This window comes from Streptomyces sp. NPDC047886, from assembly GCF_043204435.1.
GTDB lineage: Bacteria > Actinomycetota > Actinomycetes > Streptomycetales > Streptomycetaceae > Streptomyces.
In genome coordinates this window covers 511660-526540 of the sequence record NZ_JBIDCF010000004.1, presented here as the reverse complement: position 1 = coordinate 526540, position 14881 = coordinate 511660, and the positions used below count along the sequence as shown (strand labels likewise).

Here is a 14881-nt window from a genome sequence, read left to right as displayed (position 1 = left end):
GTTTCCGCGCCGGGCGGACCGATGACAGCACCCGGATTCGTATGACTAATAGGTCTGCGGCGTGGGCCGTCCGGGCGAGGGGTAAGGCTGGCGCGTCGAACCGGACGATCACCGAAAGGTCTGTTGACCCATGGCACAGCCGTTCGTACTGCCGGATTTCTATGTGCCGTACCCGGCGCGCCTCAACCCGCATGTGGAAGCCGCACGCACGCACACCAGGGAGTGGGCGCGGCGGATGGGGATGCTGGAGGGATCCGGGATCTGGGAGCAGCACGACCTCGACTCCCACGACTACGCCCTGCTGTGCGCGTACACCCACCCGGACTGCGACGCGGAGGCGCTGTCCCTGGTCACCGACTGGTACGTGTGGGTCTTCTTCTTCGACGACCACTTCCTGGAGGTCTTCAAGCGGACGCAGGACCGGCAGGGCGGCAAGGAGTACCTGGACCGGCTGGCGGCGTTCATGCCGCTGGACCCGGCGGCGGGCACACCGGAGCCGACCAACCCGGTGGAGGCGGGCCTGGCGGACCTGTGGGCCCGGACGGTGCCGTCCATGACGCCGGCGTGGCGGGCCCGGTTCGCGGTGGCCACCGAGAACCTGCTCAACGAGTCGCTGTGGGAGCTGTCGAACATCAACGAGGGGCGGATCGCCAACCCCGTCGAGTACATCGAGATGCGCCGCAAGGTGGGCGGCGCGCCCTGGTCGGCGGGGCTCGTGGAGTACGCGGCGGGCGCCGAGGTACCGGAGTCGGTGGCCGGGTCCCGGCCGCTGCGGGTGCTGCGCGACGCGTTCTCGGACGCTGTGCACCTGCGCAACGACCTGTTCTCGTACCAGCGCGAGGTGGAGGACGAGGGCGAGAACAGCAACGGCGTGCTCGTCCTGGAACGGTTCCTCGACTGCTCCACGCAGGAGGCCGCCGATGCCGTCAACGACCTGCTGACGTCACGGCTCCAGCAGTTCGAGCACACGGCGCTGACCGAGGTGGGCCCGCTCTGCCTGGAGAGGGGCCTGACCCCGCAGGAGACGGCGGCGGTCCTGGCGTACGCGAAGGGCCTGCAGGACTGGCAGTCCGGCGGGCACGAGTGGCACATGCGGTCCAGCCGCTATATGAACGAGGGCGCACTCGGCGCCGGCCCCGGCACCGGGGCCTTCGGTATGGCGGCCGCGTCGATCCGGCTCACACCGCGCGCCGAGACCGCCCGGTGGCGCGGCTTCAGCCATGTGCCGTTCCAGCGTGTCGGCCCTTCGCTGCTGCCGCACATCGAGATGCCGTTCCAGGTGACGCACAACCCCGAACTGGAGGGGGCGCGGGCCCGCTGCGTCGCCTGGGGCCGTGACATGGGGATGCTGGAGCCGCAGCTGGGGCAGCCGGGGTCGCACGTCTGGAACGAGCGGAAACTCGCCGGCATCGACCTCCCGCTGTGCGCCGCCGGGCTGCATCCGGAGGCGAGCGCCGACGAGCTGGACGTGGCGTCGCACTGGCTGTGCTGGGGCACGTACGGGGACGATCTGTACCCGGCGGTGTACGGCGCGTCGCGGGACCTGGCGGGGGCGCGCGCGCAGAACGAGCGGCTGAAGCTGTTCATGCCGCTCGACAGCACCGGTGCGGCCGTGCCGGAGCCGGCGAACGCCCTGGAACGCGGCCTCGCGGACCTGTGGCCCCGGACCGCCGGACCCATGAACGACACGGACCGCGCCGCGTTCCGGGCCGCCGTCGAGGTCATGATCGCCAGCTGGGAGTGGGAGCTGGCGAACCAGGCGCAGAACCGGATCCCGGACCCCGTGGACTACCTGGAGATGCGGCGGGCCACCTTCGGGGCGGACATGACGATGGCGCTGTGCCGGATCGGGCACGACAACAAGGTGCCGCCGGAGGTGTACCGGAGCGGCCCGGTGCGTTCGCTGGAGAACGCGGCGGTGGATTTCGCGTGCCTGATGAACGACCTCTTCTCGTACCAGAAGGAGATCGAGTTCGAGGGCGAGGTCCACAACTGCGTCCTGGTGGTGCAGAACTTCTTCGGTGTGGACTACCCGACGGCGGCGGCGATCACCGCTGACCTGATGAACTCGCGGATGCGGCAGTTCCAGCACGTCGCCGAGCACGAGTTCCCGGTGCTGTACGACGACTTCGGCCTGGACGACGAGACCCGTGCGGTCCTGGACGGGTACGTACGGGAGCTGGAGAACTGGATGGCCGGCATCCTCTGCTGGCACCGGGAGTGCGAGCGGTACCAGGAGGAGGTGCTGCTGCGCGACCGGGCGGAGGCCGCGCGGCCGGTGCGGCTGTTGGGCGGGCCGACGGGGATGGGGACATCGGCGGCCCGCCTTGGACCGCTGCTCGTCTCGTGACAACGCCCCTACTGGCCCCGGCGGGCGCCGCGTAGCTGGTCCAGTTCGCGGCGCTCGCGCTTGGTGGGGCGGCCGGCGCCCCGGTCGCGTACGCCGGCGACGGCGACGTGCTCGCGGGGCGGCGGGGGCGGGCTGTTGTCGATGTACGCCTCGGCGGCGACGGGCGGACCCACCCGCTTGGCGAGGGTCCGCTTCACCTCCACGATCCGCTCCCGCCCGGCATGGAACAGGCGGACCTCGTCACCCGGCTTGACGGGCTGCGCGGGCTTGGCGCGGTCCCCGTTGACCCGGACGTGGCCGGCCCGGCAGGCCGAGGCGGCCTGCGAGCGCGTCTTGGTGAGTCGTACCGCCCAGATCCAGCTGTCGACCCGTACGGTCGTGTTCCCCTCGTCGGTTGCCATGGATCCGACTGTAGCGGGGTCAGCCCTGCTGGAAGAGCTCCGCCGGCAGGGGCTTGAGCAGCGCGTACAGATCGTCCGTGATCGGCCGGTCCCAGCTGGCGATGGTCACCAGGACGTTGTCGCTGCGGTCGAACTGCACGCAGGAGACACGGCTCTCGCTGAGCTTGACGCGCCGCACGATGAGCAGGTTGTCGCCCTGCATCACCGGGACGTCCTCGGTCTCGACGACCTCGACGTGCTCGTCCATGTCCAGGGCCGCCAGCAGCTGGGCGACCTCGAACGGGATCTGGCCCTCGGCGAGCTCGCGCGCCGGGGAGCCCTCCGGCAGGTTGCCGATGATCATCGCGGGGCCGCGGCCGCCGAACAGGTCGTAGCGGAGGAAGACGCCCTGGCACGTGCCGTCGGGGGCGGGAAGCAGCCCGGCGCCCAGGTTTCCGGGCCAGTCGCCCGGGTCCATGGCCAGGACGTCGAAGTCCGGGCCCGCGGGTGTGGCGGCGCTGCGGCGGCGGAGGAAGGACATGCCGCCCATGGTACGTGTCCGAGGCCGGTCGACGGCGACCGGGCCCGGGCACGTCGGCGCCCCGCGCACGGGTCCGCGAGCCCGTACTCGGGCCGGTCGTCGGCGGTTCGTCGGCGGTTCGTCGGCGGTTCGTCGGCGGGTAGTCGGCCGGTACGCCGCGGGGCGCCGTCCCGCGTCCGGCGGGGTGCGCGGCCACGGCAACTCGCGGCGCCCGCCGGGGCGTCGGCCGGCCGGACGGTGACCGGAACGGCTGATCCGGGAGCGCGGCCGCTCAGGCGGAGCGTTCGGCGAGCTCCCGGAGCGCGGCGAGGGCGTCGTGCGCCCGGTCGTGCTCCACGAACAGGTGATCGTGGTGGTATCCCGCGACGACGTTGCAGCTCAGCCCCGCGTCGGCGAGCGCGCCCGCGACGGCCGCGGTGAGTCCGACCGCGTCCAGCGCGGAGTGGACGCGCAACGTGATCCGGCCCGCCACATAGTCGTACGGCAGGGACGCCGCGTCGGCTTCCTCCTGCCGTACGACCAGGGTGAGGCCCTCGGACTCGGCCACCGTGACCACGGGACGCAGCCCCGGTGGCACGGCGGCGGCGTCGATGGTGCAGAAGACATAGCGGTTCCGGTCGAGCTCCGGCCGCATACCGGCGATCAGCCGCTTCAGATCACGCTCTCCACTCATGATCACCAGCGTACGAGGTGGTCACGGGTACGGCCGGGCGGGCACGACGGCACGGACACGGCGGTGCGGGAGGGGCTGTACGGGCGAGGCGCGGGCGAGGCGGTGTGGGCACGGTGGTACGGGAGAGGCGGTACGGGCGCGGCGCGGGCGCGGCCGATCAGGTGAGGTCGAACTCGCCTTCGCTGGCGTTGAGCACGAAGGCGCGCCACTCGGCCGGGGTGAACACGAGCGGCGGGCTGCCGGGGCGGGCGCTGTTCCGCATGGCGATGAAGCCCTCGACGAAGGCGATCTGGACGTCGCCCACGCCATGGCTGCCGGACCGCCAGTCCGCGTTGCTGAGGTCGAGCTCCGGCTGGTGCCACTCGGTGCGCTGCTGCCGTGCGGTGACGGTGTCGGCCATGGGCGTGCTCCTCCCGGATCGGCGTCGCGCTCAGCGTAGTCATCGCGGCCGTTCGCGGACAGGGCGCCGCCCCCGGACGCGTACCGCGTTCGCCGTGGCGGCCCGGACGGCGGGTCAGGTGGTGGGCGGCTCCGCGCCGACCAGCCACATCGCGAAGAACTGGGCGCCCCCGCCGTAGGCGTGCCCCAGCGCCCTGCGCGCACCCGCGACCTGGTGGCCGCCCGCCGCGCCGCGCACCTGCAGCGCCGCCTCGGCGAACCGGATCATGCCGGATGCGCCGATCGGATTGGTCGACAGGACACCGCCGGACGGGTTCACGGGCAGGTCGCCGTCGAGTTCCGTGACACCGGCCTCGGTGAGCTTCCAGCCCTCGCCCTCGGCGGCGAACCCGAGGTTCTCCAGCCACATCGGCTCGTACCAGGAGAACGGCACGTAGATCTCGGCGGCGTCGATCTCGCGGCGCGGGTCGGTGATGCCCGCCTGCCGGTAGACGTCGGCGGCGCAGTCGCGGCCGGCGCGCGGCGAGACGAAGTCCTTGCCCGCGAACATGGTCGGTTCGCTGCGCATCGCGCCGCCGTGCAGCCACGCGGGCGGGCGGGGCGACCGCGCGGCGCCGGTCCGGTCGGTGAGGACCATGGCGCAGGCGCCGTCGGATGAGGGGCAGGTCTCCGAGTAGCGGATCGGATCCCACAGCATGGGCGACGCCTGGACCTTCGCCAGCGTGATGTCGTGTTCATGGAGGTGGGCGTACGGGTTCTTCAGGGCGTTGCGCCGGTCCTTGTACGCGACGAGGGAGCCGGTCGTGTCGGGGGCGCCCGTGCGGCGCATGTAGGCCCGCACGTGCGGGGCGAAGAAGCCGCCGGCCCCGGCCAGCAGCGGCTGCTGGAAGGGGACGGGCAGCGACAGGGCCCACATGGCGTTGGACTCGGACTGCTTCTCGAAGGCGAGGGTGAGGACGGTGCCGTGCACGCGGGCCGCGACCAGGCCGGCGGCGACCAGCGCGGTCGAGCCGCCGACCGAGCCCGCGGTGTGCACGCGGAGCAGCGGCTTGCCCACCGCGCCGAGGGCGTCGGCGAGGTAGAGCTCGGGCATCATCACGCCCTCGAAGAAGTCGGGGGCCTTGCCGATGACGACCGCGTCGATGTCGGCCCAGGTCAGTTCGGCGTCGTCCAGGGCACGGGTCGCGGCCTCGCGGACGAGTCCGGCGAGGGAGACGTCGCGGCGCGCGGCGACGTGCTCGGTCTGTCCGATCCCGACGACGGCGACGGGTTCCCTGCCGCGGGCGCTCATGACTCCCCCTCCAGGACGGCCACCAGGTTCTGTTGCAGGCACGGACCCGATGTGGCGTGGGCCAGCGCACGGTCGGACGCGCGCCGGTGGATGCGGGCGGCCGCCTCGCCGAGCCGGATCAGGCCCGTCGCCATGACCGGGTTGGCGGCGAGCGCGCCCCCGGAGGGGTTGACGGTCACGGTGTCGTCGAGCCGGAGCGCGCCGCGCAGGACGACCTCCTGGGAGGTGAAGGGCGCGTGCAGTTCGGCGGTGTCGACGGGGCGTTCGAAGGCTCCCGCGCGTTCGGCGGCGAGACGCGTGGACGGGGAGTCGGTCAGGTCGCGGACGCCGATGGAGTGCGGTTCGACGCGGTGGTCCATACCCCGGATCCAGGCGGGCCGGTCGCACAGGTCGCGGGCCGGGTCACCGGCGGCGAGGATCACGGCGGCGGCGCCGTCGCCGACGGGCGGGCAGTCGCCGGTGCGCAGCGGTCCGACGACCTGGTCGCCCTGGGGGCGCGCGCCGCGCACCTGGGCGTACGGGTTGTCATCGGCGGCGGTGCGGCTCCGGGCGGCGATCCCGGCGAGCGCGGCCTCGTCCGTACGGCCCGCGTCGATCAGCGCCCGGGCCTGGAGCGCGGCGAGGGCGACGGCGTCGGGCCAGAGCGGGGCGAGGTAGTACGGGTCGAGCTGCCGGCTGAGGACGTCCCGTACGGAGCCGGACGAGGACGTGCCGTAGGCGTAGACGAGCGCGGTGTCGGCCTCACCCGTCAGGATCCTCACCCAGGCCTCGTACAGCGCCCAGGCGCCGTCCATCTCGACGTGCGACTCGGAGATGGGCGGCCAGGCGCCGACGCCGTCGAGGGCCATCGTGAAGGAGAAGGCCCGGCCCGCGAGATAGTCGCTGGACCCGGAGCAGGTGAAGCCGATGTCGGCGGTGGTGAGACCGGTCGTGCCGAGCACCTCGTGCAGGACGGGCATCAGCATCTCGACCTCGGACAGGTCGTCGGTGCGGCGCCGGTGTCGGGTCTGCGCGAAGGCGACGATCGCGACGTCCCGGGCGGGTCGCGTCACAGCAGCTCCTTGTAGGTGTCGTAGGCGGCGTCGGGTTCGCCGGTGGGCCGGTAGTGGTCGGGGTACCGGCCGCCTTCGGTCCAGACGGGTTCGACCCGCAGCCCCATGCGCACCTGGTCGTACGGGATGCCGCCGATACGGCCGTGCAGGGCGAGGTCGGCGCCGTCGAGCGCGATGTGCGCGTAGACGTACGGGACGTCGATGGCGTCGCTGGCCGCGTTCCTGGCCTTGATGTTGACGACGCAGTAGGTGGTGACGGTGCCGCGCGGTCCCGCCTCGACCTGTTCCTCGGTGGCGATCCCGCAGGTGGGGCAGGCGCCGCGGGGCGGGACGTACACCTTGCGGCAGCGGGGGCAGCGTTCACCGACGGCGCGGCGGCCGGCGAGCGCGTGCAGCCAGCGGGACTGGGCGCGACCGGGTGTGTAGGTGTAGTCGAGCCGGGCGGGCGTGACGACGCCGGTGACGGGGTCGGCGGCGAACTCGCCGCTGTGCGGGCGGGGTTCGGGTACCGCCTCGTCGGCGTGGTCGTACGGTTCGAAACAGGCGATGTCGGTGATGGCGCCGGTGCGCTGCTCGGCCCAGCGGATCCGGACGCGCATCCCGGTGCGTACGGCGTCGGGACCGGGCGCGTCGAGTGCGTGCAGGAGTGCGGTGTCGGCGCCGTCGAGCCGTACCAGGGCCCAGGCGAACGGGTGCGGCAGCGGCTGGCCCCGGCGCGGCGATGGGTTCCAGGCCCAGGTGGTGACGGTGCCGGTGGCGGCGACCTCGACCAGGTCGCCGATCTCATCGGCGGTCACCGGGTCGTACTCGACGGGCGGGACGAGGATCCGGCCGTCGCCGGTCCGCACGCCGAGGACGGTCCCGGCGCGCAGGCCGGTGAGGAACGCGGACTGGACGGGGCCGAGCGAGCGGGTGAAGGGGAACTCGACGGTGAGCGGTGCCCGGAGGGCTCCGGGCACCGGAGGTTCGGCGGGCGGAGGTGGTGCCGCCTCGGGGCGCGTGGAGGAGGCGGCGGGCGGGGGTGCCGCCCCGGGCGTGGACGAGACGGCGGACGGGGGTGCCGCCCCGGGCGTGGACGAGACGGCGGACGGGGGTGCCGCCCCGGGCGTGGACGAGGCGGCGGGCGGGGGTGCCGCCTCGGGGCGCGTGGGTTCGGGCACGGTGGCTCCTCCTGCGGGTCAGGCGCGCCGGTAGACCGGTGGCCGCTTCTCGGCGAAGGCGCGGGCGCCCTCCTTGGCGTCGGCCGTGTCGAACACGGGGCGGCCACACGCGAGTTCGGCGGCGAGTCCGTCGGCCTCCGTCATGTCGGCCGTCTCGTACACCGACGCCTTGACGGCCTCGACGGCGAGCGGGCCACAGGCGTTGATCCGCTCGGCGACGGCCAGCGCCTCGTCCAGGGCGGTGCCGTCGGGGACGACACGTCCGACGAGGCCGATCCGGGCGGCCTCGTCGGCGGTGTAGGCGCGACCGGTCAGCAGCATCTCCAGGGCGTGGGTACGGGGGATCTGGCGCGGGAGGCGCACGGTGGAGCCGCCGATGGGGAACAGGCCGCGCCTGACCTCGAAGAGACCGAAGGTGGCGGAGGCCGCGGCGACCCGGATGTCGGTGCCCTGGAGGATCTCGGTGCCGCCCGCGACGCACGGGCCCTCGACGGCGGCGATGACGGGTTTGCGGGGGCGGTGGTGGCGCAGCATCGCCTTCCAGTGCAGGTCGGGGTCGGCGTCGAGGCGGTGCCGGTACTCCTGGCCGGCCATCCTGTCGCCGGCGAGGGCCTTGAGGTCCATGCCCGCGCAGAAGCAGCCGCCGGCTCCGGTGAGCACGATGGAGCGGATGTCGTCGTCGGCGTCGGCCGCGAGCCAGCCGTCGTACAGGCCGACGAGCATCGGCAGCGAGAGGGCGTTCCTCGCCTCGGGCCTGTTCAGGGTGAGGATCAGTGTGGCGCCGTGGCGCCGCACGGTGAGGTGCCGCGTACCGTCGCTCGGGTCCATGTCCGGCCTCCCGTCGTGAGGACCTAGAACAGGTTGCAGGAGGCGGGGGCGCAGTTCAATAGTTTTCTGACAGTCAGTCAGATTCTTTGGCGGCGGCCCTTCCCCCCTGCGCCCGCCGGCGCTCTAATGACGGCCGAGTCGGTCGGGCCCGGGGTGCGGAGGAGGAGCGACGGTGGAGTACAACCTTGCCGATCTGTTCGAGTCGGTCGTGGACGCCGTCCCGGACCGCGAGGCGCTCGTCCACCTCGACCACCCCGGCACCGGGGCGGAGCGCCGGCTGACGTACGCGGAGCTCGACGCGGCCGCCAACCGGATCGCCCACCACCTGCTCGACGCGGGCGTCCGGCACGGTGAGCACGTGGGGCTCCAGCTGTACAACGGTGTCGAGTACCTCCAGACGGTGCTCGGCTGCCTGAAGGCGCGGATGGTGCCGGTGAACGTCAACTACCGGTACGTCGAGGAGGAGTTGGCCTACCTCTACCGGGACGCCGACCTGGCGGCGCTCGTCTTCGACGCGGAGTTCACCGGCCGGGTCGCGGCGGCCGCCCCGAAGGCGGAGACACTGCGGCATCTGGTCCGGGTGGGGCCCGCCGCTCCGGCCGCCCCGGCCACTCCGGACGCTCCAGCCGCTCCGTACCCGGAGTGCGCGGCGTTCGCCGAGGCGGAGGCCGCGGGGTCTCCGGAACGTGACTTCGGGGCGCGGTCGGCGGACGACCTGTTCATCATCTACACCGGCGGCACGACCGGGATGCCCAAAGGGGTGATGTGGCGTCAGGAAGACCTGTTCTTCGCCGGGCTCGGCGGCGGAGCGCCCACCGGGGAGCCGGTCCTGCGGCCCGAGGAGCTCGCGGAGCGGGTCGCGGCGGGCGGTGACGGGATCACCTTCTTCCCCACTCCCCCGCTGATGCACGGCACCTCGACGCTGACGGCGTTCATCGGGTTCCACTTCGGTCAGCGGGTCGTGCTGCACCGCAAGTTCGCTCCGCACGAGGTGCTGCGCACCATCGAACGGGAGAAGGTCACCAGCGTCTCCCTGGTCGGCGACGCGATGCTGCGCCCCCTCATCGACGCGCTGAACGGGCCGCTGCGCGGCACCGACCTGTCGTCGCTGTTCAGCGTCTCCTCGTCCGGGGCGATCATGTCGGAGACGGTGCGCGAGCAGTTCACGGCGCTGGCACCGCATGTGACGCTGCTGAACAACTTCGGGTCGTCCGAGTCCGGTTTCAACGGTACGGCGACCGACGACGCGGGTGCCCGCAACGGCTTCCGGCTGCGCGTCAACGCCCGCACGCGGGTGGTCGACCCGGTCACACACGACCCGGTCCCGGTGGGCGAGCCGGGACGCATCGCCCAGCGCGGCCATGTCCCGCTCGGCTACTACAACGACCCCGTCAAGACCGCCGAGACCTTCTTCCGCCGGGACGGCGAGCGGTGGGTACTGCTCGGCGACATGGCGACGGTCGACGCCGACGGGGTCGTCACGGTGCTCGGCCGGGGGTCGCAGTGCATCAACACGGGCGGCGAGAAGGTGTACCCGGAGGAGGTCGAGCAGGCGCTGAAGTCCCACCCGGACGTGTACGACGCCCTGGTCGCGGGCGTGCCCGACGCACGGTGGGGCAACCATGTGGCGGCCGTCGTGGAACTGCGCGCGGGCGCGGCACGGCCGTCACTCGGCGACATCCAGGACCACTGCCGCGGCCGGCTCGCGGGCTACAAGATCCCCCGCCAGCTGGTCGTCACGGACCGCGTCCAGCGCTCCCCGAGCGGCAAGGCGGACTACCGCTGGGCCCGCGCCACCGCCACAGCCGCCGCCCGCCTCCCCGACGCACCCCGACCCCAGGACGACCCCGCCCCCCTCGGCGAACCGGAGCCCCCGCACGCCTGAGAACCCGACGGCGGGCGGGATCCGCACGTGACGGGCATCCTGCCAGGACGGCGGCCGGGGGCTTCCGGTTTTCGGGCCAGCGGCGGGGGTGCCGGTGGTAGGGGTGCCGGTGGGGGGCGTGGGGCGCGCATCGCGGACCGTGTCGGCCGACGGGGCGCGGAACGCGAGGTCGCGCGCGTCCCGGCCCCGCTGGTGGGCTTCTGGCGGACCTCGGCGCTGAGGCGCGCGCCATGGCGGACGCGGCGGCGCCCGGGTGAACGCGGGTCGGTCGCCCTGCGGAGGTGATCGCGGCGCGGCAGCGGCCGGGGTCCGCCGCGGCCGGGGCTCGTCCACACGACCGGGGGCTTGTCCCCGACCGGGGCTCGTCCACGCGGTCGGGGCTCGTCCACGCGGTCGGGGCCTTGTTCACGCGGTCGGGGTCTGGATTACTGATCCGGCACACATGTCTCGACCGAATGATCGGTTGCTGGGAGAGGGCTCATGGCGGATCTGCTGGACGACGGTGAGCGGCTGGGGCGGGAGGAGCTGGCGGCGTTGCAGCTGACGCGGCTGCGCGGCACGTTGCGGCACGCGTACGACAATGTCGCGTTCTACCGGAACGCCTTCGACGAGGCGGGGCTGCGGCCCGAGGACTGCCGTTCGCTCGCGGATCTGGCGCGGTTCCCGTTCACGACGAAGGCCGATCTGCGGGACACGTACCCGTTCGGGATGTTCGCGGTGGAGCGGTCGCGGGTGCGGCGCGTGCACGCGTCGAGCGGGACGACGGGGCAGCCGACCGTCGTCGGGTACACCGACCGGGACCTGGACACCTGGGCCGACGTGGTGGCGCGGTCGATCCGCGCGGCCGGGGGCCGGCCCGGCCACACGGTGCACGTGGCGTACGGGTACGGGCTGTTCACCGGCGGGCTCGGGGCCCACTACGGCGCCGAGCGGCTCGGCTGCACGGTCGTGCCCGCTTCCGGCGGCATGACGGCGCGCCAGGTGCGGCTGATCCAGGACTTCCGGCCCGAGATCATCATGGTGACCCCGTCGTACATGCTGACCCTGCTGGACGAGTTCGAGCGGCAGGGCGTCGACCCCCGGTCCACCTCGCTGAAGGTCGGCATCTTCGGCGCCGAGCCGTGGACGGAGGCGATGCGCCGGGAGATCGAGGACCGGTTCGCGCTCGACGCCGTGGACATATACGGGCTGTCGGAGGTCATCGGGCCGGGGGTCGCGCAGGAGTGCGTGGAGACCAAGGACGGTCTGCACATCTGGGAGGACCACTTCTATCCCGAGGTCGTCGACCCGGTCACCGGCGAGGTGCTGCCGGACGGGGAGCGGGGCGAGCTGGTGTTCACCTCGCTCACCAAGGAGGCGATGCCCGTCGTCCGGTACCGCACGCGCGATCTGACGCGGCTGCTGCCGGGCACGGCAAGGGTGTTCCGCCGGATGGAGAAGGTCACCGGGCGCAGCGACGACATGGTGATCCTGCGCGGTGTGAACCTGTTCCCGACGCAGATCGAGGAGATCGTGCTGCGTACGCCCGGTCTCGCACCCCACTTCCAGCTGCGGCTGACCCGTGAGGGGCGGCTCGACGCGCTGACCGTGCGGGTCGAGGCGCGGGCGGACGCGCCGCCGGGGACCCGGCGGGAGGCGGCGCGCGCGGTGGCGGCCGCCGTCAAGGACGGGATCGGGGTGTCGGTCGGCGTCGACGTCGTCGACCCGGAGACGCTGGAGCGGTCGGTCGGGAAGATCAAGCGGATCGTCGATCTGCGGCGCGGTTCCTTCCGGGAGTGAGGCACGACCCGTCTCCAGAGTGAGACGGGATCACTCCGGGGACGGATGACAGGGCCCGGTGACGGATGGGTGGATGGGGCAACCGACCTTTCCGGCAACGCCGTTGGAGGCCACCTTGTTATTCCGTACCAGTCTGGGGCGGCTCGTACCGGTCGCCGTGGCCGCGCTCGCCGCCGTCGCCACCTCACTGCCGTCGGCCACCGCCGCCGGGCCCGTCACGGACACGGCCGGTGAACGCCGGCCGTCGGGGGGCGGTCTGTCGGCCGTCATCCGCTACACCGAGTACGGCATCCCGCACATCCTGGCGAAGGACTACGCCGACCTGGGCTTCGGCACCGGGTGGGCGCAGGCCGCCGACCAGGTGTGTGTGCTCGCCGACGGGTTCGTGACCGTACGCGGTGAGCGCTCGCGCCACTTCGGGCCCGACGCGGAGCCGGACGGCTCCCTGTCGTCGGCCGACACGAACCTCTCCAGCGACCTGTACTTCCGAGGGGTGCGGGACGCGGGCACGGTGGAGCGGCTGCTGAAGGCGCCCGCCCCCGCGGGGCCCAGCCGGCAGGCGAAGGAGCTGATGCGCGGCTGGGCAGCCGGCTACAACGCGTGGCTGAAGCAGAACCGCGTCACCGACCCGGCGTGCGCGGGCGCCGCCTGGGTACGGCCCGTGACCTCCCTCGACGTGGCCGGGCGCGCGTTCGCCCTGGCCGTGCTGGGCGGTCAGGGCCGGGCCGTCGACGGCATCACGGCGGCGAGGCCGCCCGCTCCGGGCTCCCCGGCGGTGCCCGCCCCCGACCCTGCCCGTACGGCGTCGGCCGCGCGCGAGCTGCTCGACCCGGGGAACGCCGACCGGGGCTCCAACGCGGTCGCGTTCAGCGGAGCCACGACCGCGAACGGCCGCGGCCTGCTGCTGGGCAACCCGCACTACCCGTGGCACGGCGGGCGGCGCTTCTGGCAGGCGCAGCAGACCATCCCGGGGGAGCTGAACGTCTCGGGCGGCGCGCTGCTGGGCAACCCCATCGTGCAGATCGGCTTCACCGAACGGACGGCGTGGAGCCACACCGTCGCGACCGGTGTCACCATGAACCTGCACCAGCTCACCCTCGATCCCGCCGACCCGACGGTCTACCTGGTCGACGGCAGACCGGAGCGGATGACCCGGCGCCAGGTGACGGTGCCCGTCGCCGCCGGGGGCGAACCGGTGACCCGTACGCAGTGGTGGACCCGGTACGGGCCGGTCGTCACGCGGCTGGACGCGTCGGCGCCGCTGCCGTGGTCGACGACGACCGCGTACGCGCTGAACGATCCCAACGCCGTGAACCTGCGCGGATCGGACACCGCTCTCGGCTTCGCCAAGGCGCGCTCCACGGCCGAGATCGCGGACGCGCTGCGCCGCACGCAGGGCCTGCCGTGGGTGAACACGGTCGCCGCCGACGCGAAGGGCGGCACGCTGTTCGCGCAGGCACAGGTGCTGCCGCGCGTCACCGACGAGCTGATGGAGCGCTGTTCGACGGCGCTGGGCCGGGCGATGTACCCGGCCTCGGGCCTGGCGGTGCTCGACGGGTCGCGCGCGGACTGCGCTCTCGGCGAGGACCGGGACGCGGTGCAGCCAGGGATCATGGGCCCGTCGCGGATGCCGATGCTGCGGGGCGCCCCGTACGTGGAGAACTCCAACGACAGTGCCTGGCTCACCAACGCCGACCGTCCGCTGACCGGCTACGAGCGGGTGTTCGGCGACATCGACCTGCCCCGGTCGCTGCGGACCAGGGGTGCGATCGAGGACGTGTCGGCGATGGCGGGGCGGGGCCGGCTGACGGTGGCCGACCTCCAGCGGCTGCAGTTCGCGAACCGCGTGCCGGCCGCCGACCAGGTCCTCGACGACGTGCTGCGGGCGTGTCCTGGCCTGCTTCCGGGGAACGGTGCGGTCTGCGAGGCGCTGGCCCGCTGGGACCGGACGATGGACGCCGGCAGTCGCGGGGCCCTGCTCTTCGAGCGGTTCTGGTACTGGATGGGTCACCGTTCCCTCCGGCCGGCCGCCCCCTGGAGGGTGCCGTTCTCGGCGGCCGACCCGGTCCGTACGCCGCGCGGTCTCGCCACGGAGAAGCCCGATGTCGCCGAGGCGGTGCGCAAGGCCCTCACCGCGGCCGTGTCGGATCTGCGCGGGGCGGGCGTCGCCCTGGACGCGCCGCTGGGTGAGCACCAGTTCGTGGTGCGGGGTGGCGAGCGGCTCCCGGTGCACGGCGGTACGCACGCGCTGGGCGTGTGGAACATGACCGTCCCGCTGTGGGACGCGGCGCGCGGCTACACGGAGGTCGCGCACGGGACGAGCCATGTCCAGGCGGTCGGCTGGGACGGCGGGCGGTGCCCGGTCGCGCGGACCCTGCTGACGTACTCGCAGTCCTCCAACCCGCTGTCGCCGCACTTCAGCGATCAGACGCGGCTGTACTCCGGCGAGCGGTGGGTGACGGCGCGGTTCTGTGAGAAGGACATCCTCGCCGATCCGCGGCTGCGGGTGGTGCGCGTCGGCGACTGACCGGTCGTGGCCCGGC

12 protein-coding genes are annotated in these 14881 nt (G+C 73.2%); 4 read left to right on the top strand and 8 right to left on the bottom strand.

Annotation, left to right across the window (positions count from 1 at the left end; translation table 11 throughout):
* Positions 1–130: 130 nt before the first annotated feature.
* Entirely contained in the window at positions 131–2350 is a 2220-nt protein-coding gene (locus ACGF5U_RS17275; protein WP_392818603.1) for a germacradienol/geosmin synthase, read from the top strand.
* Between the two features lie 8 nt (positions 2351–2358).
* Here the strand turns inward: ACGF5U_RS17275 and ACGF5U_RS17270 are convergent, their stop codons facing one another.
* From ACGF5U_RS17270 to ACGF5U_RS17235, 8 genes are all read right to left on the bottom strand, one after another.
* Entirely contained in the window at positions 2359–2751 is a 393-nt protein-coding gene (locus ACGF5U_RS17270) for an RNA-binding S4 domain-containing protein (RefSeq protein WP_392818602.1), read from the bottom strand.
* 19 nt (positions 2752–2770) lie between these two features.
* The gene (locus ACGF5U_RS17265; protein ID WP_392818600.1) at positions 2771–3271 is read right to left on the bottom strand and encodes a hypothetical protein; all 501 of its coding nucleotides are present in this window, start codon (positions 3269–3271) and stop codon (positions 2771–2773) included.
* Positions 3272–3542: 271 nt separating this feature from the next.
* Positions 3543–3944 (bottom strand): ACT domain-containing protein, encoded by a 402-nt coding sequence (locus tag ACGF5U_RS17260; protein ID WP_392818599.1) that lies wholly within the window; start codon positions 3942–3944, stop codon positions 3543–3545.
* A gap of 157 nt (positions 3945–4101) precedes the next feature.
* Entirely contained in the window at positions 4102–4344 is a 243-nt protein-coding gene (locus ACGF5U_RS17255) for a DUF397 domain-containing protein (protein WP_392818597.1), read from the bottom strand.
* Positions 4345–4458: 114 nt separating this feature from the next.
* Positions 4459–5634 (bottom strand): thiolase domain-containing protein, encoded by a 1176-nt coding sequence (locus ACGF5U_RS17250; RefSeq protein WP_392818595.1) that lies wholly within the window; start codon positions 5632–5634, stop codon positions 4459–4461.
* Complete coding sequence (locus ACGF5U_RS17245; RefSeq protein ID WP_392818593.1) at positions 5631–6686, bottom strand: thiolase domain-containing protein; 1056 nt, start codon at positions 6684–6686, stop codon at positions 5631–5633. The genes ACGF5U_RS17250 and ACGF5U_RS17245 overlap by 4 nt, the downstream gene beginning before the upstream one ends.
* Positions 6683–7645, bottom strand: coding sequence for a Zn-ribbon domain-containing OB-fold protein (locus ACGF5U_RS17240; protein ID WP_392818817.1), 963 nt, complete (start codon positions 7643–7645; stop codon positions 6683–6685). The genes ACGF5U_RS17245 and ACGF5U_RS17240 overlap by 4 nt, the downstream gene beginning before the upstream one ends.
* Positions 7646–7864: 219 nt before the next feature.
* A complete protein-coding gene (locus ACGF5U_RS17235; protein ID WP_392818591.1) occupies positions 7865–8674 on the bottom strand; it encodes a crotonase/enoyl-CoA hydratase family protein in 810 nt (269 codons plus the stop codon).
* A gap of 172 nt (positions 8675–8846) precedes the next feature.
* On the opposite strand from ACGF5U_RS17235, the gene ACGF5U_RS17230 reads away from it, so the two are divergent.
* The 3 genes from ACGF5U_RS17230 to ACGF5U_RS17220 all read left to right on the top strand — a co-directional run bounded on the left by ACGF5U_RS17230 (position 8847) and on the right by ACGF5U_RS17220 (position 14865).
* Positions 8847–10559 carry an acyl-CoA synthetase gene (locus ACGF5U_RS17230; protein ID WP_392818589.1) on the top strand — a complete coding sequence of 571 codons (1713 nt, stop codon included), beginning with the start codon at positions 8847–8849 and terminating at the stop codon, positions 10557–10559.
* Between the two features lie 480 nt (positions 10560–11039).
* Positions 11040–12338, top strand: a complete 1299-nt coding sequence (gene paaK, locus ACGF5U_RS17225; protein WP_392818587.1) for a phenylacetate--CoA ligase PaaK — start codon at positions 11040–11042, stop codon at positions 12336–12338.
* A gap of 115 nt (positions 12339–12453) precedes the next feature.
* A complete protein-coding gene (locus ACGF5U_RS17220; protein WP_392818585.1) occupies positions 12454–14865 on the top strand; it encodes a penicillin acylase family protein in 2412 nt (803 codons plus the stop codon).
* Positions 14866–14881 lie beyond the last annotated feature (16 nt).